General features: G+C 69.7%; 21 protein-coding genes. 7 read left to right on the top strand and 14 right to left on the bottom strand.

Annotated features, from left to right (window positions below):
• Positions 1 to 57 precede the first annotated feature (57 nt).
• Positions 58 to 945 carry a hypothetical protein gene (locus tag VEA98_RS05845; protein ID WP_324811672.1) on the top strand — a complete coding sequence of 296 codons (888 nt, stop codon included), beginning with the start codon at positions 58 to 60 and terminating at the stop codon, positions 943 to 945.
• A gap of 50 nt (positions 946 to 995) precedes the next feature.
• Here VEA98_RS05845 and VEA98_RS05840 read toward each other — a convergent pair whose 3' ends face one another.
• Genes VEA98_RS05840 through VEA98_RS05815 form a run of 6 tightly spaced genes read right to left on the bottom strand, consistent with a single transcriptional unit; the run spans position 996 to position 7,366 of the window.
• Complete coding sequence (locus VEA98_RS05840) at positions 996 to 1,805, bottom strand: hypothetical protein (protein ID WP_324811670.1); 810 nt, start codon at positions 1,803 to 1,805, stop codon at positions 996 to 998.
• Positions 1,802 to 3,124, bottom strand: coding sequence for a tyrosinase family protein (locus VEA98_RS05835; protein ID WP_324811668.1), 1,323 nt, complete (start codon positions 3,122 to 3,124; stop codon positions 1,802 to 1,804). Before VEA98_RS05835 ends, VEA98_RS05840 begins: the two co-directional genes overlap by 4 nt.
• A gap of 55 nt (positions 3,125 to 3,179) precedes the next feature.
• Complete coding sequence (locus tag VEA98_RS05830; protein ID WP_324811666.1) at positions 3,180 to 3,689, bottom strand: hypothetical protein; 510 nt, start codon at positions 3,687 to 3,689, stop codon at positions 3,180 to 3,182.
• Positions 3,690 to 3,704: 15 nt separating this feature from the next.
• A complete protein-coding gene (locus VEA98_RS05825) occupies positions 3,705 to 5,153 on the bottom strand; it encodes an MBOAT family protein (protein ID WP_324811664.1) in 1,449 nt (482 codons plus the stop codon).
• Entirely contained in the window at positions 5,154 to 6,479 is a 1,326-nt protein-coding gene (locus VEA98_RS05820; RefSeq protein ID WP_324811662.1) for a GDSL-type esterase/lipase family protein, read from the bottom strand. It abuts the gene before it with no gap.
• Complete coding sequence (locus VEA98_RS05815; protein WP_324811698.1) at positions 6,476 to 7,366, bottom strand: DUF459 domain-containing protein; 891 nt, start codon at positions 7,364 to 7,366, stop codon at positions 6,476 to 6,478. The genes VEA98_RS05820 and VEA98_RS05815 overlap by 4 nt, the downstream gene beginning before the upstream one ends.
• 712 nt (positions 7,367 to 8,078) lie before the next feature.
• Between VEA98_RS05815 and VEA98_RS05810 the strand changes: the two genes are divergently transcribed.
• Genes VEA98_RS05810 through VEA98_RS05800 form a run of 3 tightly spaced genes read left to right on the top strand, consistent with a single transcriptional unit; the run spans position 8,079 to position 10,318 of the window.
• Positions 8,079 to 8,783 carry a CoA transferase subunit A gene (locus tag VEA98_RS05810; protein WP_324811660.1) on the top strand — a complete coding sequence of 235 codons (705 nt, stop codon included), beginning with the start codon at positions 8,079 to 8,081 and terminating at the stop codon, positions 8,781 to 8,783.
• Positions 8,783 to 9,436 carry a 3-oxoacid CoA-transferase subunit B gene (locus VEA98_RS05805; RefSeq protein ID WP_324811658.1) on the top strand — a complete coding sequence of 218 codons (654 nt, stop codon included), beginning with the start codon at positions 8,783 to 8,785 and terminating at the stop codon, positions 9,434 to 9,436. The genes VEA98_RS05810 and VEA98_RS05805 overlap by 1 nt, the downstream gene beginning before the upstream one ends.
• Positions 9,437 to 9,484: 48 nt before the next feature.
• Positions 9,485 to 10,318 (top strand): toxic anion resistance protein, encoded by an 834-nt coding sequence (locus VEA98_RS05800; RefSeq protein ID WP_324811656.1) that lies wholly within the window; start codon positions 9,485 to 9,487, stop codon positions 10,316 to 10,318.
• Here VEA98_RS05800 and VEA98_RS05795 read toward each other — a convergent pair whose 3' ends face one another.
• From VEA98_RS05795 to flgK, 8 genes are all read right to left on the bottom strand, one after another.
• Positions 10,319 to 10,933, bottom strand: coding sequence for an ABC-type transport auxiliary lipoprotein family protein (locus VEA98_RS05795; RefSeq protein WP_324811654.1), 615 nt, complete (start codon positions 10,931 to 10,933; stop codon positions 10,319 to 10,321). It lies immediately after the preceding gene.
• Positions 10,930 to 11,868: an MlaD family protein gene (locus VEA98_RS05790; RefSeq protein WP_324811652.1), complete on the bottom strand. Its 939-nt coding sequence runs from the start codon at positions 11,866 to 11,868 to the stop codon at positions 10,930 to 10,932. The genes VEA98_RS05795 and VEA98_RS05790 overlap by 4 nt, the downstream gene beginning before the upstream one ends.
• Before the next feature lie 13 nt (positions 11,869 to 11,881).
• A complete protein-coding gene (locus VEA98_RS05785; protein WP_324811650.1) occupies positions 11,882 to 12,679 on the bottom strand; it encodes an ABC transporter ATP-binding protein in 798 nt (265 codons plus the stop codon).
• Positions 12,676 to 13,791 (bottom strand): ABC transporter permease, encoded by a 1,116-nt coding sequence (locus tag VEA98_RS05780; RefSeq protein WP_324811648.1) that lies wholly within the window; start codon positions 13,789 to 13,791, stop codon positions 12,676 to 12,678. Before VEA98_RS05780 ends, VEA98_RS05785 begins: the two co-directional genes overlap by 4 nt.
• 113 nt (positions 13,792 to 13,904) lie before the next feature.
• Positions 13,905 to 15,338, bottom strand: coding sequence for a UdgX family uracil-DNA binding protein (locus VEA98_RS05775; protein WP_324811646.1), 1,434 nt, complete (start codon positions 15,336 to 15,338; stop codon positions 13,905 to 13,907).
• On the bottom strand, positions 15,338 to 16,579 hold the full coding sequence (locus VEA98_RS05770; RefSeq protein ID WP_324811644.1) for a putative DNA modification/repair radical SAM protein: 1,242 nt from the start codon (positions 16,577 to 16,579) through the stop codon (positions 15,338 to 15,340). The genes VEA98_RS05775 and VEA98_RS05770 overlap by 1 nt, the downstream gene beginning before the upstream one ends.
• A 64-nt stretch (positions 16,580 to 16,643) precedes the next feature.
• Entirely contained in the window at positions 16,644 to 17,570 is a 927-nt protein-coding gene (locus tag VEA98_RS05765; protein WP_324811642.1) for a flagellin, read from the bottom strand.
• Positions 17,570 to 19,684 (bottom strand): flagellar hook-associated protein FlgK, encoded by a 2,115-nt coding sequence (gene flgK / locus VEA98_RS05760; RefSeq protein ID WP_324811640.1) that lies wholly within the window; start codon positions 19,682 to 19,684, stop codon positions 17,570 to 17,572. The genes VEA98_RS05765 and flgK overlap by 1 nt, the downstream gene beginning before the upstream one ends.
• A gap of 404 nt (positions 19,685 to 20,088) precedes the next feature.
• Here flgK and VEA98_RS05755 point away from each other — a divergent pair, with 404 nt between their 5' ends.
• The 3 genes from VEA98_RS05755 to flgE are packed head-to-tail and all read left to right on the top strand — an operon-like array spanning position 20,089 to position 23,691.
• Entirely contained in the window at positions 20,089 to 21,465 is a 1,377-nt protein-coding gene (locus VEA98_RS05755; RefSeq protein ID WP_324811638.1) for a flagellar hook-length control protein FliK, read from the top strand.
• 2 nt (positions 21,466 to 21,467) lie between these two features.
• Positions 21,468 to 22,223 (top strand): flagellar hook assembly protein FlgD, encoded by a 756-nt coding sequence (locus tag VEA98_RS05750; protein ID WP_324811635.1) that lies wholly within the window; start codon positions 21,468 to 21,470, stop codon positions 22,221 to 22,223.
• Between the two features lie 13 nt (positions 22,224 to 22,236).
• Entirely contained in the window at positions 22,237 to 23,691 is a 1,455-nt protein-coding gene (flgE, locus tag VEA98_RS05745) for a flagellar hook protein FlgE (RefSeq protein WP_324811633.1), read from the top strand.
• Positions 23,692 to 23,710: the final 19 nt, after the last annotated feature.

Raw genomic sequence — 23,710 nt, 5'->3', positions numbered from 1 at the left:
GAACATCCCCGGTCAGGCCCGGTTTTGCAGTCCCACAGCAAAACGGAGTGCAGGACCATGCAGAATCCCTTCCGTCACGAAGATCAGGCCGGGCGGCCCGACCACGACGACCGCATGTCGCAGGGCGGCGACGGAAGCGGTCGGCAGCGCCCCGAGGAATACCGCACCTGGGGTGGCGGCGACGGCGGCCGCGTCGCCGAGGCCTTCCGCCACCAGGGTCACGACCAGAGCTACGGCCAGAACCGCGAACAGTCCGGCGCCTCCGGCTGGGGCTATGGCCAGAACCAGCAGAGCCAGTACGGACAGGGCATGTCGACGCCGTACAGCGGCGACCGCGGCTCAAGCGGCCCGTATGGCCCCGGCGGCCACCCGTCGGGATCGCAGGCCTGGGGCGGCCCTCAGTACGGCGGCCAGAGCTACGGCTCGCAGGGGTACGGCGGCCAGGGCTCGATGGGCTATGGCGGCATGGGCGCCCAGGCGTTCGACCAGCGCGGCCATGGCCAGTCGGGCGGCTCGGGCCCGCAGATGAGTCAGGGCTACGGCGGCGCCCAGGGCTACGGCTCCCCCAACACCGGCGGTCAGTTCGGCGGCCAGGCCTTCGGTCAGGGCGGCACGGGCCAGGGCTACGCTGACCACGGCTACGCCCCCGGCTCGCAGATCTGGGAAGGCTCCGGCCGCGGCATGGGCGGCCAGACGCACGAGCACCACGACTTCGAACCGGACTATCTGCACTGGCGCCAGCAACAGCTGTCGGCCTTCGACAAGGACTACAGCGACTGGCGCAACGAACGCCGTCAGAAATTCTCGTCGGACTTCGACACCTGGCGACAAAGCCGCCCGCGAAGCGAGGCCTCGGGTGAGACCCGCACCCCGGCCGAAAATCCCATCGTCGGCGACGTCTCCGACGGCGGCACAGGCAACGCCGCCGACGCGAAGAAGCGCTAGACGCGCCTCTCCTGCGTGACGAAGGGCCCGGCGGCGACGCCGGGCCCTTTTCACATCCGCTCGCGCGCGCCGGTCATCGCATAGCAGCTCGCCCGGGAGGGCCGCCGCCCGTCCCGGTCTCCATACGCCGCCCGGATCGAACAGATATCGGCCGGGCTCAGCCGCCCCTGCCAGCGCTCCGGGTTGCAATAGTTCATGATCGAGGCCGCGTCGTAATAGGTCTCGTCCGCGTCTTCCGGCTCCGGCGTGCTCATTCGCGCCACGCAGTCCGGCGCCCGCGGGCTGACGTGGTCGTGGCTGAAGCCCAGCGCGTGCCCCAGCTCATGCAGGGCGTCGGCGTAGAAACACCCCTCGCGCCCGACGCTGCCGCGCCGCCCGCAGATGCGGTTGGTCACCAGATACTCCGCGTTCAGCGTAATCGTCCCGCCGCGCACCAGATTGACCCCCAGATGGCTGGCCGAGGCGAACAGCTCCGGGTCGTGCACGATGCGGATCGGGATGCGCCGGTTCGGCCCGGAGACGGGGCTGCCGGCGCAGTCGGCGCGGATGTCGAAGTCCACCCTGGCCACCGCCTCCCAGGCTGCGGCCGCCTCCATCACCTTGTCGCGCGCCCAGCCGTCGGCCTCCGCCGGAGCCTGGAAGCACATCGGCGCCACCCCGTCCGGCCACATGTCGGCCTCGGCCGGCGGCGGGGCCATCGGCGGAGGCGGCGGAGGCGGCGGCGGAGGCGGCGGCGGCGGAGGAGGCGGCGGCGGCGCATAGGCCGGCTCCTGATCCGCCTGGAACAGCGCACACCCCGCCAGCGGCGCCACCGCAAACGCCGCCAGCACCAGCAGCAGAACGATCCTGAAACGGGTCATGTCCAGCGCGTCTCCGTCAGCGTCAGCGTCAGTTCCATCCACGCGGCCCGCGCATCCGGCCGGCCCAGCTCCGGCGCCAGGTCCTCGGCGAAGACGGTCACCGCCGCCGGTCCGTCGCCGGCCGCCAGCAGGTTCAGCACCTCCTCGCCGAACCGGAACGGCAGCACATACGGCCCGCCGTGGCCCCTGTGACCCTCCCCCGGATCGGGCAGGTGCACGAAGGTCGGCGACGAGCCCAGCGACCGCTCCCGCCCGCCCGCCGTCATCCGCACCTCCAGCGACCGGTCCTCCAGCCCCGCCTCGCTGGCGTAGGCCACGGCCCCCTCGCCCGCGATCACCAGCGTGTCGTCGGCGTCGCGCATCCGGGCCACCGCCTCGTCGGGCAGCGTCAGGCTCATCCGCCCGCCGCCGGCCGCCTCGGCCCGCATCGTCCAGCTCCGGCCGCCCGTGGGTATGCGCCGCGTCGCCCCCGGCGGTCCCGGCTGCGGCACGCTGAACACCGGGAACGGATACAGCCGGTCATAATCATACCCCAGCGGCCGCGTCTCCAGCGTCCCGCCCACCGGCAGCGCCCCGACCTCGCGTCCGTCAGGGTCGACGAAGCCGCTCACCGTCATCGCCGTCCATTCCGGCGGGTAAAGGTCCTTGCCCCGGGCGCCGTGCCAAGTCGCCCACACCCGGTCGACATTGCTGTGGTGCAGCCAGAACATCGGATCCTGGGCCGAGGTTCGCGGATGCTTCATGGCTCCGCCGATCAGCTGGTGGATGTGGTTGTGGCCATAGCCCTCGACCATCCCCATGCCCCGGGGCTGCCGCCCGCAGAAGGTCGCGAAGTCGTCCGCCGCCAGCCGGGCCGTATAGGGCGACTCCGCCCAGCGCGCCGCGGCGAAGTCCAGCGTCTCCACCCCCCGCTCCCGGTCGCGCTCGTACAGCGGCGAGTCCCGGTCGGTCACCCAGTCCGGCAGGTAGCGATGCTCCTGCCAGTCCCAGTAGGGCATGGCGAACCGCTCGTGCCCGGTCAGCCGCGCCACGATCTGCTCCAGATGGAGCAGCTGCTGCCGGTGCCACGGCAGGAACAGGCTGTTGTTGTGCTGCGCCTGGCGGTGATGGATGCGGGTCTGGTTCGCCCAGGACAGACGGTCGTTGCGCCGCTTCATCAGCCGCACCGCCTCGCCGAAGGCTGCCACGTCGTCGCTGGTCGCCGTCAGCGCGTCGACGCCCTGGCGCAGGCGCACCGGCGTCTGCGCCCGCAGAACCCCCGGCCCCACCGTCGCCGCGGCGACGCCTCCGGCCAGCGCCGCCCGCCGGTTCATCCTCATCGAAACGCCCCCGCTCCCCTCAACCGACGCGCGCGTCAGCCCTCCCGCCGAGCTTTCACGACTCCGCCGCCGCTGTCGAGCCATCGGCCGGGTCCTGGCCGATGAACCGGGCTCCGCGCGCCGCATCCCAGGCCTCGCGCACGCCCTGCCGCGGCTGGTCGACGCCGAACACCGCCAGTTGGGCGACCCACACCTCCGACAGCTGGCGCACCGTCTCCGGAATCCAGCCCGGCGGCTGCTGCCGCGCCCAGTTCAGCGGCGACACCGCGTTGAAGACCAGCAGGAAGGCCGCCGCCACCATCACCGCCCGGCTGGCCCAGCGCCGGTCGCGCGCCGCCACCCCCTCGTCGTCCAGCGGCGGCGCCGGCGGAAAGGCGAAGCGGCCCAGCGCCACCAGCGCGTTCTCGCGCGTCGGCAGGTCGTGCGCGTCCGCCGTCTCGATCCAGTCGCTCGGCGGGTCGGGCGGCGCGGTCACGCTCTCGGCCAGCGGCGGGAACGGCGAGTCGGGCTGGTGGGCCGGGAACGGCTCCAGCGGGATCGGCGGGTCTTCGGACTCGTCGGTCATGTCTCGTCCAACGTCCTAGAACTGGAAATAGATGAAGGGGGCCACGCCCTCGGGCCGCACCGCCTCGACCAGCAGGATGGCCGCGCCGATCAGCAGGCCCAGCGTCAGCGACGGCGCCGGCTTCAGCCGTTCCGCCATGCCCTCGATCGCCCGCGGCGGCAGCCAGTGCATCCCCAGCCCGCCCACGATCAGGGTCAGCAGCAGCGGCGTCAGCACGGCCACCGGCCCGATCCGCGCCAGCCCCTGCAGCATCTGCATCGCCAGCTCGAAGCTCTCGGCCCGGAACAGGATCCAGCCCAGGCAGACGATGTGGAAGGTGACCAGCACCCCGACGATGGTCAGCAGCACGGACCGCCGCTGCTCCGCCCCCTCCGGCCGCCGGAACACCGCCCGCCCCAGCCGCTCGATGACCTGCACCCCGCCGTGCAGCGCGCCCCACGCCAGGAAGGTCAGCGCCGCCCCGTGCCACAGCCCGCCCAGCACCATGGTGATGAAGACGTTGATGCAGCTGGCGAACAGACCCTTCCGCCCGCCCCCCAGCGGCACATACAGATAGTCCCTCAGCCAGCTCGACAGGCTGATATGCCAGCGCCGCCAGAAGCTCTGCAGCGAACTGGCCCGGTACGGCTGGTCGAAATTCCGCGGGAACGAATAGCCCAGCAGCGCCGCCAGCCCGATGGCCATGTCCGAATAGGCCGAGAAGTCGCAGTAGATCTGGACCGCATAGCCATAGACCGCCGCCGCGATGTCCACCGCCCCGAACGCCGTCGGATCGAAGAACACCGGATCGACCAGATTGGTCGACAGCTCCGACGCGATCACCGTCTTCTTGAACAGGCCCCAGACGATCAGCAGCAGGCCGTGCGTGGCCATCTCCCGCGTCAGCCGCGGCGTCCGGTCGAACTGCGGCAGCAGGTCCGACGCCCGCACGATGGGCCCCGCCACCAGGTGCGGGAAGAAACTCATCAGCAGCATGACGTCGAGCAGACTTCTCGCCGCCGGCGTCTTCCCGCGATGCACGTCGACCACGTACGAAATGCCCTGGAAGGTGAAGAAGGAAATCCCCACCGGCAGCACGATCTGCAGGAGCGGCAGGTCCCGCTCCCAGCCGAACCGCGCCAGCAGCTCTCCGGCCTCCTGCACGAAGAAGCCGTAGTATTTGAAGAAGCCGAGGATCAGCAGGTTGACCGCGACGCCCAGCGCCACCCACCAGCCGTTGCCCCCCTTGACCCCCGGGCCGTCCCCCCGCCGCGCTCGCGACCGGGCGATCAGCGCCGCCGCGCCCCAGTTGAGGATCGCGGAGCCGATCAACAGGCCGACGAAACGCCAGTCCCACTGCGCATAGAAGAACCAGCTGGCCAGCAGCAGGAACAGCTTGCGCCGCCCGTTCTCCCGATCCAGCGACCAGGCGGTGAAATAGACGACCAGGAAGAAGACGCCGAACGCCAGCGTGGGGAACAGCATCTACTGCGCGCTCCCCTCGGCGGCGGCGCTCTCCCTCGCCCGCCCCGCCTTCCAGCCGTCGTAGGCGGCCAGCAGGTCGCCGGCCAGCACGCCGCCGATCCAGTCGGCCCCGGCGCTGGTGAAATGCACCCGGTCGCCGCGCATGTAGGGCTCGGCCATCAACGCCAGCCGGTCCGCCGAGCAGTCGCCGCCCATCCGTCCATGCCAGTCCCAGAACGCCACACCCATGTCGGCGGCGACCCGCCGTTGCACGTCCCGGACCATCGCCAGCGTCGGCGGCGGAGCCCGCAGGCCGTCGGCGCTGCAGCCGTCGGTGACCCCGTTGCGCAGGGCGTCCGGCGCGCCGAGGATCAGGATCGAGGCCTCCCACGGCGCGAACTCGCGCATCCGCTCCACCTGGACCCGCAGCAGGCGCTCATAGGCCGCCGGATCGAGAGCCGGATCGAACCCCTCGTTGGTGCCGTAGGCGAGCACGACCAGCGACGGCGCGAGGAAGCCGATGACCATGTCCATCATCAACTCGTCCCGCGACGCCAGGTCCGCCAGCGTCGCCCCGGTCATTCCGAGGCTGGACACCACCACCCCGGGGCCGAGGCGCTCGGTCCAGACGGTGTCCAGCGTCACCCCCCGCCCGACCCCGCGCAGCGTCACCACCGAGGTGGGCCCGAACAGGTCCATCCGGTTGCAGGACGGCCCGTTGTCGTCCGATCCGTTCAGGTCGACGGGCCAGGGCGCCTCATCGCCGACATCGATGGACAGCCCCTCGCCCGGCCCCCGCGGCCAGCCGCAGACCCCCACCCGGCCCGCCTCAGCCCCCGGCTCCAGCCGCAGCGTCAGCTCCGCCCCCGGGACCGCCCTCGCCCGCACCGCGCCGGGCCCGAAGGCCGCCGTCTCCTCGCCCGCGACGGCGCGCAAGGGAGCCCGCTCCACCGTCCAGCCGCGCGTCTCCATCTGGACCTGGAATGGGGCGTAGCCGTCGTGCGGCGCACCCGCCGGCAACAGGCCCCGTCCGCCGGACCCGAACCGCTGTTGCAGGTCCGCCCTCAGCTTGCCGGTGATGCGGTCGCCCGCCGTATGGCTGTCGCCGAACTGGATGATGCGGACCGGCTCGGTCCGCGCTCCGGCCTCCATCGCCGCCAGGGCCTCGAACAGTCCGTTCAGGGCGTCCGCCTGGCACAGGCCGCCCGGGCAGACGCCGGTTCCCGGCCCGGGCGCAGGCGAGGGCTCATAGGCCGTCTGGGCCGCGACGGGCGTGGCGGCCAGCGATGCCGCCAGCATGACCCACGCCAGGCCGGGATTGATCGACGCCCCCCTCACTCCGCTCATCCCCGCGAAGGCGGGGACCCGGGTCCTTGGGCGGTGCGCCCGCCGGGCGGCGCGGCGGAAGCGGGAACCAGGCCCGCATCCCGCTTCAGCCGCTCGGCCAGCGGCGCGCTCATCCGCAGATAGCCGGCCATCGACATGTGGATGCCGTCGTTGGCCCGCATCAGCACCTTCCGGCCGCTGGCGTTGGGCAGATAGGCCTCGTAGCGGCCCTCCGCGTTGGAGGTCAGGTCGGTGGTCTCCAGGTAGGGCACGCCCAGCGCCCGCATCCGCGCCTCGACCACGCCGTTGATCAGCGCCATCCGCCCGTCGAACCGGCTGCTCTTCATGCGCGGCAGCCCGACCCAGTAGACCGCCACGTCGCGGCTGCGCAGCATCGCCACCAGATTGTCGATCCGGGTTGCGTAGGCGGCCTTCCACCCGTCGGTGCCGAAGTCGTGGATGACGCCGTCCAGGCTGATGCCCTGCGCGTCATTGGTGCCGAACAGGACCACCGCCACGTCGATCGGGGTCTCGTTGATCTGCCGCTCGGTCTTGGCCTGGATGTCGACGTAGTCGTAGCGCGACAGCCCGGTCGACACCTCCGAGAACTTCGTCACCGTGATCTTCGGCTCGTCCCGCAGGTCGCGGTACAGCCCGGCATAGAGCCCGTCGGCCATGGAATCCCCGAACACCCCGATGCGCAGCGGTCCCTGCGCCAGCCGCGCCGACAGCGGCGTCACGGCAGGAAGCGCCGGAGCGGCCGAGACAGGCAGGACTGGCGCCGGCGCCGGCGCGGCCGGCGCGGAGGCGTTGGCCCGGTCGCCCAGCATCACTGTGGGATTGCGCAGCCACTGCCGGCCGTCCGGCGTCAGCAGCAGACCGGCCAGCACGCCGACCACGAAGGTCACCGTCAATGTGTTGACCCCAGCCCGCAACTCGTCCCCCGAACGTGACTCCGCCAAGGCTCGCCTTTTACCCCATCACGCCGCCCTGACCATCTCGCGCCCGCCTGACGCGAAGAAAAAGGTTAACGGCGCCACCGTCGGGCGGGGCGTCGTCCGTCGTCTCCTCCCTGATCGCGCAGCGAATGGGGAGGGGGATCATTCCGGCGACTCAGCCGGAATGGTGGAGGGGTCAGAACGCACACCGGTCCCGGCCTGGACGGCGCCCCTCCACCGCTTCGCGGTCCCCCTCCCCATCGCTGCGCGACAGGGAGGAGACAGGAAGGCCGTGACGCTGTGCTGACAATCCGGGGACTCATGGTCGGGTTCGGCGGATAATGTCTCGCCGCATCAACGGCATCCCCGTTTCTCAAACCCGTCTTCCCGCCTGGGGGATGACAGCGCGCATAATGGCCCTGCGGCGTCGCATGACGCGCGCCGGTCATTGACAACCACAGCCTCCGCCGCGCCGTCTGGAGGCGCCGCGACCGGAACGCACTCTACGGACGCTTTGCACTCTACGGACGCTACGGACGCTTCGGACCCGTTTTCTGGTTTTTACCCGGGTGAACCCCCCCCGCTCCCCGGACCCGCCGGGGCTTGCCCCGCCCGCGCCGCCGCCGTAGAGACCGAACAAGGCCGTCGATATTCATCAGACGGTGAAAATCATGAGGAAGCGATGCGGAAGATCTTCCCCGACGCCAAATCCGCGCTTGAGGGCCTGACCTTCGACGGCATGAGCGTCATGTCCGGCGGCTTCGGCCTGTGCGGCATCCCCGAGCACCTGATCGCGGCGCTGCGCGACAGCGGCGTCAAGGGCCTGACCGTCATCTCCAACAACGCCGGCGTCGACGATTTCGGCCTCGGCCAGCTGCTCGGCACCCGCCAGATCGCCAAGATGATCTCGTCCTACGTCGGCGAGAACAAGGAGTTCGAGCGCCAGTACCTCGCCGGCGAGCTCCAGCTCGAATTCAATCCGCAGGGCACTCTGGCCGAACGCATCCGCGCGGGCGGCGCCGGCATCCCCGCCTTCTTCACCGCCACCGGCGTCGGCACCCTGGTGGCCGAGGGCAAGGAGGTCCGCGAGTTCGACGGCCGCCAGTACGTCATGGAGACCGGCCTCGTCGCCGACCTGTCCATCGTCAAGGCGTGGAAGGCCGACGAGCGCGGCAACCTCGTCTTCCGCAAGACCGCCCGCAACTTCAATCCGATGATGGCCACGGCCGGCAAGGCCTGCGTCGTCGAGGTCGAGGAGATCGTGCCTGTCGGCTCGCTCGACCCCGACCACATCCACACCCCGGGCATCTACGTCGACCGCATCGTCCGGACCGTGCCCGAAAAGCGCATCGAACAACGCACCGTCCGCCAGAGGGAGTCCGCGTAATGGCCCGCACCCGCGAACAACTCGCTGAACGCGCCGCGAAAGAGCTTCAGGACGGCTTCTACGTCAATCTGGGCATCGGCATCCCGACCCTCGTCGCCAACTACATCCCGGAGGGAATGACCGTGACCCTCCAATCCGAAAACGGCCTGCTCGGCATGGGCCCCTTCCCGTATGCGGGCGAGGAGGACGCCGACCTGATCAACGCCGGCAAGCAGACCATCACCGAGATCCCCGAGAGCGCCTACTTCTCCTCGGCCGACAGCTTCGCCATGATCCGCGGCGGCCACATCAACCTGTCCATTCTCGGCGCCATGGAAGTGGCCGAGAACGGCGACATCGCCAACTGGATGATCCCGGGCAAGCTGGTGAAGGGCATGGGCGGCGCCATGGACCTGGTGGCCGGCGTCAAGCGCGTCGTCGTGGTCATGGATCACGCCAACAAGCACGGCCAGTCCAAGGTGCTGAAAGCCTGCACCCTGCCCCTGACCGGGACCGGCGTGGTCAGCCGCATCATCACCGACCTGTGCGTCTTCGACGTCAAGCCGGACGGCGCCGGCCTCGAACTCATCGAACTCGCCGACGGCGTCACCCTCGAAGAGGTCGCGGCGAAGACCGAGGCGACCTACACCGTTGCCGAAGGCGTCAAGGCGTAGTCAAACTTCCCCGAACGGCGCTCCATGGCGCCCCGGGGAGGACGAGCGATGGCCGACGGAGCCTACCGCTGGCAGGGCCACGCGCCCACGCCCGACGCCGCCCGCGTCGACGCGATCCACGCCGGCTACGATGAGGCCGAAGCCCACGCCTTCGCCGAACCCGCCCGCGCCGCCGCCGTCGCCCGGCTCGACCAGGTCCTCGCCGCCCTCCGCGAAGCCGACACCGCCGGAGCCGGCGACCCGCTCAACCGCGCCCGCACCGGGCTCGCCTCGCTGAACCCCGCCGTCCTCGAGCCCCGCCGCGGCCTGGCGGCCCTGTTCGACAGCCGCAAGCGCCGCCTCCGGGATTTCCGGGACGCCTTCCGCCGCGCCGCCGCATCACTGTCCGACGTCGCAGGCGAACTGACCGGGCACGTCGAGGCCTCCGCCCGCCGCTCCGCCGATCTCGACGCCGTCTGGTCCGATCTCCGCGACGCCATGGTCGAGCTGGACGCCCACCGGCTGGCCGCCGCCCGCCGCCTGTCGGACCACCAGCCCGCGGCAGACGCCCCGCCGCATCCGTTAGAAGCCCGCCAGGCCGCGCTGGACGCCTGCCGCGCCGCCGCGCTCGGCGCCTTGCCGCTGATCCGCAACGCCCAGAACGCCGACGCCCGCGCCGCCGAAGCGCTCAGGGCCTGCAGCGACGGAGCCGCCGCGTGGAGCCGGGACTGGAGCGAAGCCCTCGGCCGGCCGAAGAAGGTCCGCCCCGACCGCGAGCGCCTGCTCCGCCTGCGTGACGACCTGCTGGCCCGCATCGACCGCGCCTCGGCCGAGCTGACGGCCTCGCGCGCCCGCCGCGCCGGGGTCGGGGAGCGTCTGTCGGAGCTGCGGGCCCCGCTCTGATCAGCCCGCGTTGGCGTCCGTCCAGGCCACGATCCGGGTGTTCAGGTCACGCGTCGCCGCGTCGAAGGCCTCGACGATGGCCGAGACCCGGTTGGCCGCCGCCGGCTGCTGCACCGTAAAGGTCTGCTCCGCCGCCACCGTCCGGTCGGGCAGGGCCAGCAGCCGCGCCCGCGCCGTGACGACCACGGTCGGGACCGCGCCCGGCGCTTCGTAGCGGGCCTCGAAGGCGCGGATGTCGATGTCCAGTGAGCGCTCGCCGCGGATCAGCTCGCGGGGCCCGATCAGCCGCACCCGCGTCGCCTGCGCCGCGAAGGCGTTCTCCAGGCTCTCCATGTACAGGTCGCTGGCCGGCGATATCCACCGCGCGTCCTTGATATAGGCCGTCTCCGTCCCGGTCACGCCGAGCAGCCTGTCGCCTTCGACGGCTTCCGGGAACTGCACCCGGCGCAGGTTGACCTCGCGCAGTCCTCCCTGCCCCTCGGCGACTGCGCTGTCCGCGGCAGGTCCGCCGAAACGGTAGGTCTGCACCGGCGGCGGCGACGACAGCAGGGCGCATCCGGCCACGGCCACGGTCGCCGCCGCCGCGATGGCGAGTCTGATCGAAGAACGGATCACGGCTGGACCTCCATTTCCTTGGTCGGCGGACGGCCGATGAAGTCACGCGGACTGGCCCGCACCTCGTCGATCAGCCCTTCCAGAGAGCGGGTCGCGTCGTCCAGGCCCTGGATCGCCTGCTGCATCTGCGGCAGGCCGGTGGTGACGAACTCGTTGACAGGCCCCTCGGCGCCGGTGGCGATCCGGTTGATCGAGGCCACGGCGGTGCGGGCCTCCTCGGCGGCGGCATTGATGTTGGCCACCGCCTCGCGCCCGTCGCCTTCGATGATGCCGCGCGTGCTGACCGCCAGCGCCTCGTATTCCGCCACCGCCGAATTGGCCCGGGTGAGCGCCTGCTCAAGCTGCTGCAGCATTCCCTTGCGGGCTTCCAGCTCGGTGCTCAGCGACTCGATGTTCTTCAGGCTGGTCGAGAACGACCGCACATTGTCGTCCGACAGCACCCGGTTGATGCGGTTCAGCGCATCCACCGTCTGCGCCAGCACCGTGCCCGATCCCGACAGCAGTTCCGCGATCGGCGACGGCTGGCTCTGGATCACGGGAACGACGTTGTCGGGATACTGCGTCTTCAGGATCGCGCTGTTCGGATTGCCGGCGGTGATCTGGATGTAGTTCAGCCCGGTGATGCCCTGCGGCTCCAGCTGGGCGCGTGACGTGACCCGCACCGGCGTGGTGCCGTCGATGCGGATGCGCGCGATGACCTGGTCGCCCTTCTTCGGGTCGAGGTTCAGGTCGGTGACCTCGCCGACGCGGATGCCGTTGAAATGCACCTCGCCGCCCTCCGACAACCCGCGCACCGGTCCGTAGAAGACGATGTCGTAGACGTCGTAGTCGCTGTTGAACTGCAACCGGGCCAGCCAGATGGCGAACACCGCCAGCGCCGCCATCAGGGCGATGGTGGCGATGCCGACGGCGGCGTAGTGGGCGTCTCTTTCCATCTCTCCGCTCTCCTCAGGCGGCCTTCTTGCCGGCGCGACCGCGCGGGCCGAGGAAGTATTCCCGGATCCACGGGTGGTCCGACTGCTCCAGTTCCTGAACTGTCGCCTTGGCCACGATCCGCTTGTCCGCCACCACCGCCACCTTGTCGGTGATGGCGTAGAGGCTGTCGAGGTCGTGGGTGATCATGAACACGGTCAGCCCGAGGTCATTGGACAGCTGCCGGATCAGGTGGTCGAAGGCCGCGGCGCCGATCGGGTCCAGCCCGGCCGTCGGCTCGTCCAGGAACAGCAGCTCCGGATCCAGCGCCAGCGCCCGCGCCAGCCCGACCCGTTTGCGCATGCCGCCGGACAGCTCCGCCGGCTTCTGGTGATGCGCTTCGGGCTTCAGCCCGACCATGGCGATCTTCATTTCCGCCAGCTCGCGGATGACGTCCTTGGGCAGTCTGGTGTGCTCGACCAGCGGCGAGGCGACGTTGTCGATGACACTGAGCGACGAAAACAGGGCGCCCTGCTGGAACAGGATGCCGGTCCTGCGCTCGATATCGGCCGCCTGTTCCTTGCTGAGGTCGGCCATGTCGTGCCCGAACACGCGCACCGAACCGCCTTCGGGCTCCTTCAGGCCGATGATGGAGTTGAGCAGCACGGTCTTGCCCGAGCCGGATCCGCCGACCACGCCGAGCACCTCCCCCCGCTCGACGTCGAGATCGAGGTTCTCGTGGATGACGCGCTCGTCAAACTGACTCAACAGCCCGCGCACCTCGATCAGGTTTTCCGGCTTGGCGGCCACCTGTTTTCCGTTCGACGCGGTCACCAGTTCAGCTCCAGGAAGATCATGGCGAAGACGGCGTCGAGGAAGATGATTGCGAAGATGGCCTGGACGACGGCGGCGGTCACGCGTCGCCCCAGGCTCTCGACATCTCCCGCCACCGCCATCCCCTGTCGGCAGCCGATAGCCGCAACGACGACGGCGAACACCGGCGCCTTGATCAGCCCAACGCCCAGATGGGTCGCCATCTTGGGGTCCTCGACCATCCTCTGGATGAAGAAGGACGGGCCGTAGGACAGCTCGCTCCACGTCACCAACAGCCCGCCGAACAGGCCCGCGATCATGCCGACGAAGGTCAGCAGGGGCAGCATCGCCAGCATGGCCGCCAGCCTGGGGATCACCAGCGCCTGGAAGGGATTCACGCCCATCACCTGCATGGCGTCGACTTCCTGGTTCATCCGCATCGATCCGATCTCGGCCGCGAACGACGACGAAGACCGGCCGGCCAGAAGCACGGAGGTGATAACCACCGCGAACTCGCGCAGCACCGAGACGGCCACCAGCTGGACCGTGAACACCGCCGCCCCGAACTGGGTCAGCATGTTCGCGCCCAGGAAGGCGATCACGGCGCCGATGAAGAAGTTGGTCACGACGATGATCGGTATCGCGTCCAGTCCGGCGCGTTCGCCCTGGCTGAACCAGGCCGCCCAGCGGATCCGCCCGGGATGCCGAAGCGCCGTGCCGACCGCGACGATCAGACGACCGAGGAAGGCGAGGGACAGGGTCGCCTCGGCGACGATGTCCTGGATGCCGCGACCGACCTTGGCGAAGCCGCGCACCCAGGCGGGCGATCGGCGCGGAGGACCGGCGCTTTCGCGCTCCAGCCGTTCGACGAGGGCGTAGGTGCGGCCCGCTTCGGGTCGCTGGACCCAGGCGGTCTCCGGCAAGACGCAGTTGCTCGCCTGGACGATGGCGAGGGCGCCGGCGGTGTCGAACCGTCCGAGTTCGCTCAGGTCGACATCGTCGATGCAGCGCTGGTGCAGCGCATCATCCAGACGTCGCGAGATCCGGCCGAGACTGGCGGCGGTCCAGTCGCCGATCAACCGCAGCGTCAGGCGACCCCCGCCGTCGTCAATCTGAAAGTCCGCTGCGGCCATGCCCCTACCTAGATTGCGCCGTTCGATTTGCCTACGGTGGGACCACGGCAAAGCTGGGGCAGAGCGGAACAACGCCGCCCGGCCGTATTCGTTCAGACACGGTGAATTCGCCGCTAGAGCAGCGCCCTGGCGCGTTCGAGATCGGCCACGAAGCGGTCGCGCTCGGCCGCTTTCGCCGCGGCGTCCGGAATGCGCAGCAGATAGGACGGGTGGACCGTCAGCACCGCCTTGGCGCCGTCCGCAAGATCCAGGCCGTGGCCTCGCTCCTTCGTCACCGCGACCTTGCGGCCCAGCACGCCGAGCGCCGCCGTACCGCCGAGGGTGACGATGACCTTGGGTTTGACCAGCCGCCGCTCCGCGTCCAGCCACCAGCGGCAGGCGCTGACTTCGCTGACCGCCGGCGTCTTGTGGATACGGCGCTTGCCGCGCGGCTCGTGCTTGAAATGCTTGACGGCGTTGGTGACGAAGACGTCCTCGCGGTCGATGCGCGCCTCCTCGAGAGCCGCGTCCAACACCCGCCCTGCGGGCCCGACGAACGGATGGCCGGCGAGATCCTCCTGATCGCCGGGCTGCTCGCCCACGATCATCAGCTTCGCCCGCCTCGGCCCCTCGCCGCAGACCCCTTGTGTCGCATCGCGCCAGAGCGGGCACCGGCGACAGGCCTGCACGGCCTGGTCGAGTTCGCCGAGAGTCGAGGGAACGAACCCTTCCTCGAAAGACTGGTCCCGGTTCATCCGCGACAGCGTCCTGGCGAGACGGGCGTTGGGTTCGGGGGCGGGCGCGGCGACCATGGCCTCTGTCCGAACCGCCGACTTCGCCACCAGTTCCGGGATCAGGGCTGCCTCGGGCAGGTTCTTCCAGTAGCGCCGGGGCATCTCCCCCTGCATCGTCCGGGTCTTCAACCGCGCCGGATTGAACGTCGAGGCGTAGTAGGTCTTCCAGACCTCCTCGATCTCGTCCTCCGTCGGGGCCATCTCGCGCGTCGCCGGGGGGCCAAAGGTCAGCGCCTCCCCTTTCCAGAACGCCGACCCATCCGGTGTCAGGATCGACCAGCGCATGCTGGTGAACCGGCGGGCGAAGAACGGCGCCGTCTTCTCCACCACGCGGTGCGCGGGCTCGAACCATGCGACCCAGTGCTCCCCCGTATCGTCTTCGACCTGTCGGAAGCGGACAAAGGCCTTCATCTTGTGGCTGGCCCGACTGACGTTCTTCGCCCGTTCGAAAGCGTCGGCGACTTCAGGATCCGTGACGATCTTCATCAGCTCCGACTCGCTCCCCAGACGCCAGAGCAGCCGGTAGAGCAGGTCGAACCGGTCCCCCGACCTGTGCAGAAGGACGTCCTGAGCCAGATCAACAAAGGCCTTCGGCACGCTGAACGGCGCTGCGTCCGTTGAGGACGGCGGCAGGCTCTCGTCGAACAGGCCGTCGCCCCCCGATCCGACGCGAAACGCCGCCCGCTCCGGAGGGACGCCCGCCAGCCGGAGGGCCCGGGCCGCCTTGCGCCAACCCTCGAAATCGGTCTCGCCGCCGAGAACAGCCACGTGCATCAGAACAGGCTCATCTGCACCGGAGCCGGATCGGGCGCGATACGAGCGCGCAGGTCGACGGCGTCGGTCAGGCCGCCGGGCGTCCAGTCCAGCGCCGTGATGAAGGGGCGAACCTTGTCGATCCCGCGGCACAGCCGGGCGACATCCTCCAGCCGCAGCGTGCGCCAGCGCCGCACGGACACGATCCGATCGACCGACTTCACGCCCAGCCCGGGCGTCCGCAGCAGCATCTCTCGCGGCGCGGTGTTCACATCGACCGGGAACAACTCGCGCCGATTCAGCGCCCAGGCCAGCTTGGGATCGATCGCGAGGTCGAGCATGCCGTCGGTCGCCGCCTCGCCGATCTCCGGCGCGGAGAAGCCGTAGAACCGCATCAGCCAGTCGGCCTGATACAGCCGATGTTCGCGCATCAGCGGAGGCCGGGCCAGCGGCAGGGCGCTGGAGGAATCCGGAATCGGGCTGAACGCCGAATAGTAGACCCGGCGCAGGCCGTAGCCGCCGTACAGCGAAGCGCTCCGGGCCATGATTTCGGTGTCGGGCGCATCGTCCGCGCCGACGATCAGCTGGGTCGACTGGCCGGCGGGCGCGAACCTTGGCGGCTTGATCCTGTCGCGCTTCTCCGGCCTCGCCGCCTCAGCGGCCAACCGTACCTGACCCATCGCCCTCTTGATCACGCCGGCGTCCTTCTGCGGCGCCAGACGTTTCAGCGCCTCATCGCGGGGCAGTTCGATGTTGGCTGACAGCCGATCCGCATACAGACCGGCCTCTTCGACCAGCTTCGGGTCGGCTTCCGGGATCAGCTTCAGATGGATGTAGCCGCGGAAGGCGTGCTCGGTGCGCAGCGTCTTCGCCACCCGCACCAGTTGCTCCATGGTGTAGTCGCCCGAGCGGATGATGCCGGACGACAGGAACAGACCCTCAATATAGTTCCGCCTGTAGAAGTTCAGCGTCAGCTCGACGACCTCTTCAACCGAGAAGCGGGCCCGCGGCACGTTCGAACTCGCCCGGTTGATGCAATAGGCGCAGTCGTAGATGCAGAAATTCGTCAGCAGGACCTTCAGCAGCGAGACGCAGCGGCCATCCGGCGTATAGGCGTGGCAGATGCCCATCCCCTCGGTCGAGCCGAGCCCCTTGCCGTCCAGCGAGTCCCGTTTCGACGTGCCCGACGACGCGCAACTGGCGTCGTATTTGGCCGCGTCTGCGAGGATGGACAGCTTTCGCCGGAGATCGATCTGGGCCATTTGTTCGCACTATGTTCCGGTCGGAACAGGGCGTCCAGCGTGGCCGTAAAGGCGATTCGTCGCGTCAGCTCAGATAGTTGAGCAGCGACACCTGTCTCAATTGCGAGATCACCTGCGCCGAGGCCTGGATGGCCACCTGCGACAACTGCAGATCGGTGATCGCCACCGCCATGTCGGCGTCGGTCCGGTTCGAGACCAGTTCATCGAGCGAGCCGAGCTGGGCCTGATGTCCGGTGGTGATGCTCTCGACCTGGTTGGCCATCGATCCGGTCTTGGCCATCTTGTCGATCACGCCCGTCGCCGCCTGTTCCAGCCGGCTGAGCTGGGTCGTCAGGAAGGTCTTCTGGGCCTCGGTCACCTTGCCGGTCAGCGGCCCATTGGCGCCGTCATGATAGATCTGGATGTCGCGAAGGATCTCCATGACCTCGCTGCCCAGTTCATCGGCAAGGAAGCCGGTCTCCAGGGTGGTGCCCTCGGCCACCCGGCTGGCCGTCTTGAGGGTGTCGTTCTGGAATACCGAGGCCACGTCGGGCGCGGCGGCCAGTTCGTCGAGGTTGGCCACCGTCACCGGCGACGTCGAAGTCGAGGCGCCGGAGAACAGATAGCCGCCGTGGTGGCGCATGGTCAGGCCGCCGCGGATCGCCTGGAAATGGCCTTCCAGCTCCAGCATCAGCGAGCCTGCGGAATCCGTAGCCAGGACGCTGCCGACCGCCTCCCTCAGGCCGGCGATGCCGTCGCTGATCTGGGTCATGGCCAGGTCCTGGGTCGTCAGGCGTGCAGTGACCGCCTTCGAGGTGTCGATAAAGCCCTGGATGCGGCTCTGGGCGCCTTTCAGCGCGGTCAACGTCTCGGCCTGGCGGCCGAACCCGGTCAGGTCCGTGGCGTTCTTCTGCGTCGAGACCCGCTCCTGCGCGTCCGCAGCCCGGGTCTGGGCCTTCATCAGGTCCAGCAGGGCCGATTGATAGTTTCCGAAGGTCGCGACGCGGGTCATCAGATCATCCCCAGAAGCGTGTCGTACATGTCCTTGGCGGCCTGGATCAGCCGGGCCGAGGCGTTGAAGGCCTGCTGGTAGGTGGTCATCAGGACCAGCTCCTCATCCAGGTTGACGCCCTCGTAGGCGGTCTGGCGCGCCGAGGCCTCGGTGGCCAGGGCCGCGGCGGTGTCGTTGCGGTTCTTGGCCGCCGCCGCCTTGCCGCCGATCTCGCCGGACAGCTCTGACGCGTAGCGCGATACCGAGATGGAGCCGCCCGAGGAGTCTCCAGCGGCGGCGAAATTGGCCGCCCGCTCGCCGGCGTCGGCCAGCAGCAGGGCGCCCCGCCCGTCGCCGGGGCTCAGCGCCGAGGCGCCGACCGCCGCGGACAGGTTCAACTGGGCCAGGGCCAGTTTGGCGGGGCTTTGGCGGATATCGGAGCGCAGCGAGAAACCGTCCGCGCGCGACGCCCTGACCCCGCCGCCGATGCCGAACAATTCGGTGACCGACACGCCCGACGGAACCTGGATCGTGGTGTCTTCGAGCACGCTCATCGTCGGCGGCGGATTGCCGTAGCCGGTGAAACCGAGCGACCCGTCCGCCGCCAGGGCGAACGAGCCGAACCGGCCAACGCCGGTCGCAGGGTCGTTGAGCGCGTTGATCAGATCGCCGACCGTACCGCCGGCGGGCACCGCGACCTGGATGTCCCGCAGCTTCGATCCGCTCTCGCCCGTGAAGCGGAAGCTCAGCGCCTCGCCGGCGGTGAACCCGTGGGGAGAGGCCGCCGTCATGCCTGTTTCGTAGAAGGCGGGACGATCGGTCGCGATCAGGTCGTTGAGCCCGAAATAGTGCGAGAAGCCGCGCCCGGCCTTGGTCGAAGGGCTGGTCGGATCGTCAGCGATGGCCACGCCGTTCCCGCCGCTCGCGGCTATGCTCAACTTGCCGTCGACGAAGCTCGCCGTCGCCGCCCCGCCAAGCTGGCCGTTGAGGACCGTCAGGAAGGTCGCCGGCGTCGCTGCGACCCCGTTGACCGTCATCGTCGCGCCGCTGAAGACGATGTCCGCGCGGCTCTGCACGATGCCGGCCGCGTTGGTGATCGCCACGCTCGCCTGGCCGGTGAAACCGGCGATCGCGCTCTCGAACGACTGTCCCACATTGCGGCCGGTCAGACTGCTTGGGGCCGGCACCGCGCTGTTGGCGTTGTGGGCGCGATTCAACTCGTCGGCGACATGGGCCACCAGTTCCGCCAGCCGCTCGGCCGTCGCCGGCGCCTCGACATCGCGCAACTCGACCAGCCCCTTGATTTCTCCGGAGACGACAGTGTCCAGCAGCGAGCGCTTCTGGCCGCCCGGCTCGGTCACCCAGATTTCGTTGAATGCGGTCTCGCTCGTGACCGTGCCGGCGCGGGTGTAGCTGAGCGTCGCCGCCCCCTCGCCCGCCAGAAGCGTGCCGGCGCCGGTGCGGATCGAAACGCCGCCGACGGGGCGCGCCGTCACCCGGATATCCATCAGTTCGGCAAGCTGGCCGATCAGCGCCGACTGCGCGGTCTCCGCACCGGAGGCGTCGCCGTTGACCACGGTGGCGCGGGCGATCTCGAGGTTCAGTCCCTCGATCTGCTGCAGCAGGGTGTTGGCCTTCTCGACCGCGCTCTGGATACGGCCATCGGCGTCCTCGCGGACGGCCTGAATCTGCTCGCCGATCCGTCCCGCCTCATCGAAGAGCGCCTGGGTCCGGAACAGCGCGTCCTGGCGGCGGGGCGAAGAGGTCGGGTCCTCGGCGCTGGCCGAGAAGGCGGAGAACACTCCGTCGACCTGTGAAAAGAAGCCGCTGTCGCCGCCCGGATCGCCGAACAGCGACTGGATGCGGTCGTACAGCTCATGACGCACGCCCTGGCGCGCGGCTTCGGCGCCCGCGTTCAGGCTGGCCGCCTGGAGGAAACGGTCAGTGGCCAGGCGGATGCGGGCCACCTCGACACCCGCGCCCATGCCCTGGCTGGTCAGCGTGACCTGGTCGGCGATCTTGCGGACGTAGCCAGGCGTGTTGACGTTGGAGACGTTGTCCGAGACGACCCGCAGCTGGGTCTGGGCCGTGGCCAGCCCGCTCGTCGCCGTGTTCATGATGGCGTTCAGCGACATGCGAAGCCCTCCAACGCGGCGGCGCCCGGCAAGGCCTGCCACCCGATGCGCGCTTTTTGCCCGGCGTCTCTTGCGAGCGCCTCGGCCAAGTTACTGAAATTCCGCGAGATCGCGTTTCGCGCCTGTGTCATGACCGACGATGGGCGCAAACCGTGGGCCAACACCCAGGCCGGCCGACGGCGCCGTCCCGGGATTACGGGGAGCCGGGCAAGAATCGTCGCCGCACGGCAAGTTTCGACCGGTCAGCGAGGCCTGACGATCGGGGGGCAGGAACGATATATCCGGCGTTTTCCGTTGGTTAGGTCGTCACGCTGAACTGGCCCGCGACTTGCGCCGTGGGGTCCGAATGTCCGGCGCAGCAGGCGCCCCCGTCACCATCGCTCCGGCGACAGACCCTCGGGACCATGTCCGCTCAAGCCGTGCTCTCCATAATGGCGCCCGCCCGTCCGGCGGCGACTCCGCGCGGGTCTTCCGACGCCGGCGCGCCCGGCTTCGAGAGTCTGCTGGCGACTGCCGTTTCCGATAGCGACGCGCTCCCGGGGGCCGAGACCGGCAAGGCGACCGCCTCCGCGGAGCCCGGGACCAGGGACAGCGATGGACCGGCGGACAGCGGGGCCGAAACCGCCGCGCTCGAGGTTCCGCTCACGTCCCCGCCGGTGGCCCCGCCGCCCGTGAAAACCGGCGCGGAGATCGGAAAGTCGACCGTCACTGATCCCCCGGTCCTCCCCGGCGTCGCGCCGTCCAAGGAGGTCGAGCCGTTGGTCCTGCCCGGCGCCGACAGCGATACGGAACTGCAGATCCTGACCCGCCCCGCGAACGCACGAGGCGGTCCGTCCCAGACGGGGCCACAGGCCGGGACGACAAAAGGCGCCGAGCCGCAGGTCCTGCCCGGCGCAGAGGCGCCGAAGGGGCTCGAGCCGCAGGTCTTGCCTGGCGAGGCGTCCAACGAGGTCGCTCCTCCGGTCACGGGCGACGCGGACACCACGGCGGCGCGCCCGGTCGACGTCCCGGCCGCGTCGGCGAAAGCGAACGCCCCGACGCCCCCCACCGTGATACCGCCGCTTCGCCCGTTGGCCGAGCGAACCTCGAAGCCCCTCGATGAAGCGGCGAAGTCCGCCGAGGCGCCCTCCCCCTCCGCCGAGGCCAAGGGTCTCGGTCCGACCGTCGCCGCGGCTCCAACTCGGGCGGATCAGCCGGCGAGGGCGGCCGCCCCCGCCGCGGCTAACGTCCCTTCCGATCAGCCGGTCGTCGCGCCGGCCGAGGCGGGTCCGGCGGGCGACCCGGCGTCCATGTCGGCCGAGAACGCCGCCCCGGTCCGGGAACACGCCTTGTCGACCCTGTCCCGCGCCACGGTCGACGCCACGGCCCAGATCGCCGCCCAGATCCTCCGCAAGCTGGACGGCCGCTCGACCCGATTCGAGATCGCGCTGCGCCCGGACGAACTGGGCCGGGTGGACGTCAAGCTGGACATCGACTCCGAGGGCCGCCTGGCCGCCCGGCTGGCCTTCGACAATCCCGCCGCCGCAACCGACTTGCGTGGCCGGGCCGACGAACTGCGGCGCCAGCTCGAGGCCGCCGGCTTCCAGCTCGCCGACGACGCTTTCGAATTCACGGAGCGGGACAGCGGCTCCAGCGCCTTCGACCGCGGTCAGGACGCCCGCAACGGCCAAAGCCGCGCCTTCGCGGCCGCAGCGCGCCTGAACAATGAAATCGATGTGGCCCAGCCGCCGAAGTGGCTGGCGCTCTCCCTCTCGCCCTCGGGCGTGGACATGAAAGTCTGACGATGGTCGACGCCGTCACCACCACAAACACCGCGACGAACCGGATCAACGCCGGCTCATCGATGCTGGCTTCGAATTTCGAGACCTTCCTGACGCTGCTGACCTCGCAGCTGAAGAACCAGGACCCTCTCTCCCCGGTCGATTCCAACCAGTTCACGGCCCAGCTGACGCAAATGGCCGGGGTCGAGCAGCAGCTTCTGACCAATGAACTTCTCAAGAGTCTGGTCTCGGCCCAGGGCGGCGATGGCCTGGCCGGCGCGGCCAACTACATCGGCAAGGAGGCGACCGCGGCCTGGTCGGCGACCAAGTTCACCGATGGCGAGGCCGAGTGGAACTACGAGATCGCCTCCAACGCAGCCTCGGTGAAGCTCGAGGTGCTGGACGGTTCGGGCAATGTCGTCTGGTCGGGCGATGCGCCGGACAAGACCACAGGCGTGCATGAGTTCTCGTGGGACGGCGACGCCACCACCGGCAACGACGGCCAGGATGGGCAGGTCTATTCCCTGCGGATCACCGCCAAGGACGCCGCCGGCGGCGCCATCGACGCCCAGGTGCTGACCAAGGGACGCATCACCGGCGTCGAGATGTACGAAGGCGAGGCCTACCTGACCGTGGGCAACTCGATCCTGCCGCTATCCAGCGTGATCGCGCTCGAGGAAGCGCGCACCGCCGCCACACCCCCTCCCGCCGACGAAGAGGACGAGAGCCTGCTGGCCTCGATCGCCTCGTCGCTCAATCCCATGAAACTGTTCTCGTAAGGAGCCCCGCGCCATGAGCATCAACAGCGCACTACTGGCCGGCGTGTCCGGCCTGACCGCCAACTCGGCCGCCCTTGCGGCCATCTCCCAGAACATCGCGAACGTGAACACGGTCGGGTACAAGCGCTCGGCCGCCGAGTTCCAGACCGTGATCAACAGCCAGGTCTCCGGCGCCGGCTACTCGGCCGGCGGCGTGCTGGCGAGCGCCCGGCACTACACCGGACAGGCCGGACAGCTGCAGCGGACCACGTCCAACACCGACCTGGGCATCGCCGGCCAGGGCTTTTTCGTCGTCACCGAAAAGGCCGAGAACGTCCAGGTCACCGACGCCCGCCTGTTCACCCGGGCCGGCGCCTTCCGTGTCGACAACCTGGGCTATCTGAAGAACACCGCCGGCCTCTACCTCCAGGGCTGGCCGGTGGACTCCGACGGCAACATCGCCGCCGATCCCTCCGATCTGAACCGCCTGCGCACCATCAACGTCGGCTCGGTCGGCGGCACGGCGGAACCGACCACCCGCGTGCAGTTGAACGCCAACATCAAGTCGAGCCAGGCGGTGTCCGCCGAGGCCACCGACGCCGCCGCGACGCCGGCGGGCGCCAACGCCTATGACCCGGTCACCAACTCGATGGCCATGTGGGACCCCGAGACGGGCGACGGCGTGAAGCCGGATTTCGAACTGACCATCCCGGTCTCTGACTCCAAGGGCGGGCAGCGCACGATCGCCCTGTCGTTCCTGAAGAGCACCGTGCCGAACCAGTGGTACGCTGAAATTCGGGCCATTCCCGCCTCGGACGTGACGACCGGCGCCAACCTGACCAACGGGCAGCTGAAGACCGGCCTCGTCGCCTTCACCCAGGACGGGCGCCTCGACGTCGCAGCGATGGAAGCGATGGGCGCGAACGCCCTGTTCCCCGATCCTTCGGCCGCCACCCTGACCTTTGGCTCCTCCGACAGCGCGGCTCCCGCGGCCGACGAGTTCAACTGGGCCGCGGGTCTGGGCATCGACGATCAGGTCCTCGCCTTCGACCTGACCGCCTCGGCCGGCGGCCTGACCCAGTACGACAGCGCCTCGGTGGTCCAGGCCGTGCTGACCAACGGCACCGCCTTCGGCAACCTGTCCGAGGTCAAGATCGACGACACCGGCTTCGTCACCGCCATCTTCGACAACGGCGTGACCCGGCGCATCGCCCAGATCGCCCTGGCGACCTTCCCCAGCCCCGACGCCCTGCTCGAGTCGACCGGCAACGCCTTCCGGGTCAGCCAGGGCTCCGGCACCTACAACCTCAAGGCGGCCGGCACAGGCGGCGCAGGAACCATCGGGTCTTCACAGCTCGAGGCCTCGACCGTGGACCTCTCCGCCGAGTTCACCGGACTGATCACGACGCAGCGGGCCTATTCCGCCTCGTCGAAGATCATCACCACCGCAGACGAAATGCTCGCTGAGCTGATCAGCATCAAACGCTGATCTCTGAGTAAGGGGCCGT

The organism is Brevundimonas sp., from assembly GCF_035627055.1.
Lineage (GTDB): Bacteria > Pseudomonadota > Alphaproteobacteria > Caulobacterales > Caulobacteraceae > Brevundimonas.
The sequence above is the reverse complement of the archived record's forward strand: the minus strand, read 5'-3'. Positions and strand labels throughout refer to the sequence as shown.

What these genes read in the sequence shown, in the direction of transcription:
- VEA98_RS05770 (WP_324811644.1), bottom strand. Translation starts at nt 16,579, where the DNA reads ATGGCCCAGATCGATCTCCGGCGAAAGCTGTCCATCCTCGCAGACGCG.
- flgE (WP_324811633.1), top strand. Translation starts at nt 22,237, where the DNA reads ATGAGCATCAACAGCGCACTACTGGCCGGCGTGTCCGGCCTGACCGCC.
- VEA98_RS05775 (WP_324811646.1), bottom strand. Translation starts at nt 15,338, where the DNA reads ATGCACGTGGCTGTTCTCGGCGGCGAGACCGATTTCGAGGGTTGGCGC.
- VEA98_RS05780 (WP_324811648.1), bottom strand. Translation starts at nt 13,791, where the DNA reads ATGGCCGCAGCGGACTTTCAGATTGACGACGGCGGGGGTCGCCTGACG.
- VEA98_RS05835 (WP_324811668.1), bottom strand. Translation starts at nt 3,124, where the DNA reads ATGAGGATGAACCGGCGGGCGGCGCTGGCCGGAGGCGTCGCCGCGGCG.
- VEA98_RS05830 (WP_324811666.1), bottom strand. Translation starts at nt 3,689, where the DNA reads ATGACCGACGAGTCCGAAGACCCGCCGATCCCGCTGGAGCCGTTCCCG.
- VEA98_RS05790 (WP_324811652.1), bottom strand. Translation starts at nt 11,868, where the DNA reads ATGGAAAGAGACGCCCACTACGCCGCCGTCGGCATCGCCACCATCGCC.
- flgK (WP_324811640.1), bottom strand. Translation starts at nt 19,684, where the DNA reads ATGTCGCTGAACGCCATCATGAACACGGCGACGAGCGGGCTGGCCACG.
- VEA98_RS05845 (WP_324811672.1), top strand. Translation starts at nt 58, where the DNA reads ATGCAGAATCCCTTCCGTCACGAAGATCAGGCCGGGCGGCCCGACCAC.
- VEA98_RS05765 (WP_324811642.1), bottom strand. Translation starts at nt 17,570, where the DNA reads ATGACCCGCGTCGCGACCTTCGGAAACTATCAATCGGCCCTGCTGGAC.
- VEA98_RS05755 (WP_324811638.1), top strand. Translation starts at nt 20,089, where the DNA reads ATGTCCGCTCAAGCCGTGCTCTCCATAATGGCGCCCGCCCGTCCGGCG.
- VEA98_RS05750 (WP_324811635.1), top strand. Translation starts at nt 21,468, where the DNA reads ATGGTCGACGCCGTCACCACCACAAACACCGCGACGAACCGGATCAAC.
- VEA98_RS05840 (WP_324811670.1), bottom strand. Translation starts at nt 1,805, where the DNA reads ATGACCCGTTTCAGGATCGTTCTGCTGCTGGTGCTGGCGGCGTTTGCG.
- VEA98_RS05825 (WP_324811664.1), bottom strand. Translation starts at nt 5,153, where the DNA reads ATGCTGTTCCCCACGCTGGCGTTCGGCGTCTTCTTCCTGGTCGTCTAT.
- VEA98_RS05800 (WP_324811656.1), top strand. Translation starts at nt 9,485, where the DNA reads ATGGCCGACGGAGCCTACCGCTGGCAGGGCCACGCGCCCACGCCCGAC.
- VEA98_RS05810 (WP_324811660.1), top strand. Translation starts at nt 8,079, where the DNA reads ATGCGGAAGATCTTCCCCGACGCCAAATCCGCGCTTGAGGGCCTGACC.
- VEA98_RS05805 (WP_324811658.1), top strand. Translation starts at nt 8,783, where the DNA reads ATGGCCCGCACCCGCGAACAACTCGCTGAACGCGCCGCGAAAGAGCTT.
- VEA98_RS05820 (WP_324811662.1), bottom strand. Translation starts at nt 6,479, where the DNA reads ATGAGCGGAGTGAGGGGGGCGTCGATCAATCCCGGCCTGGCGTGGGTC.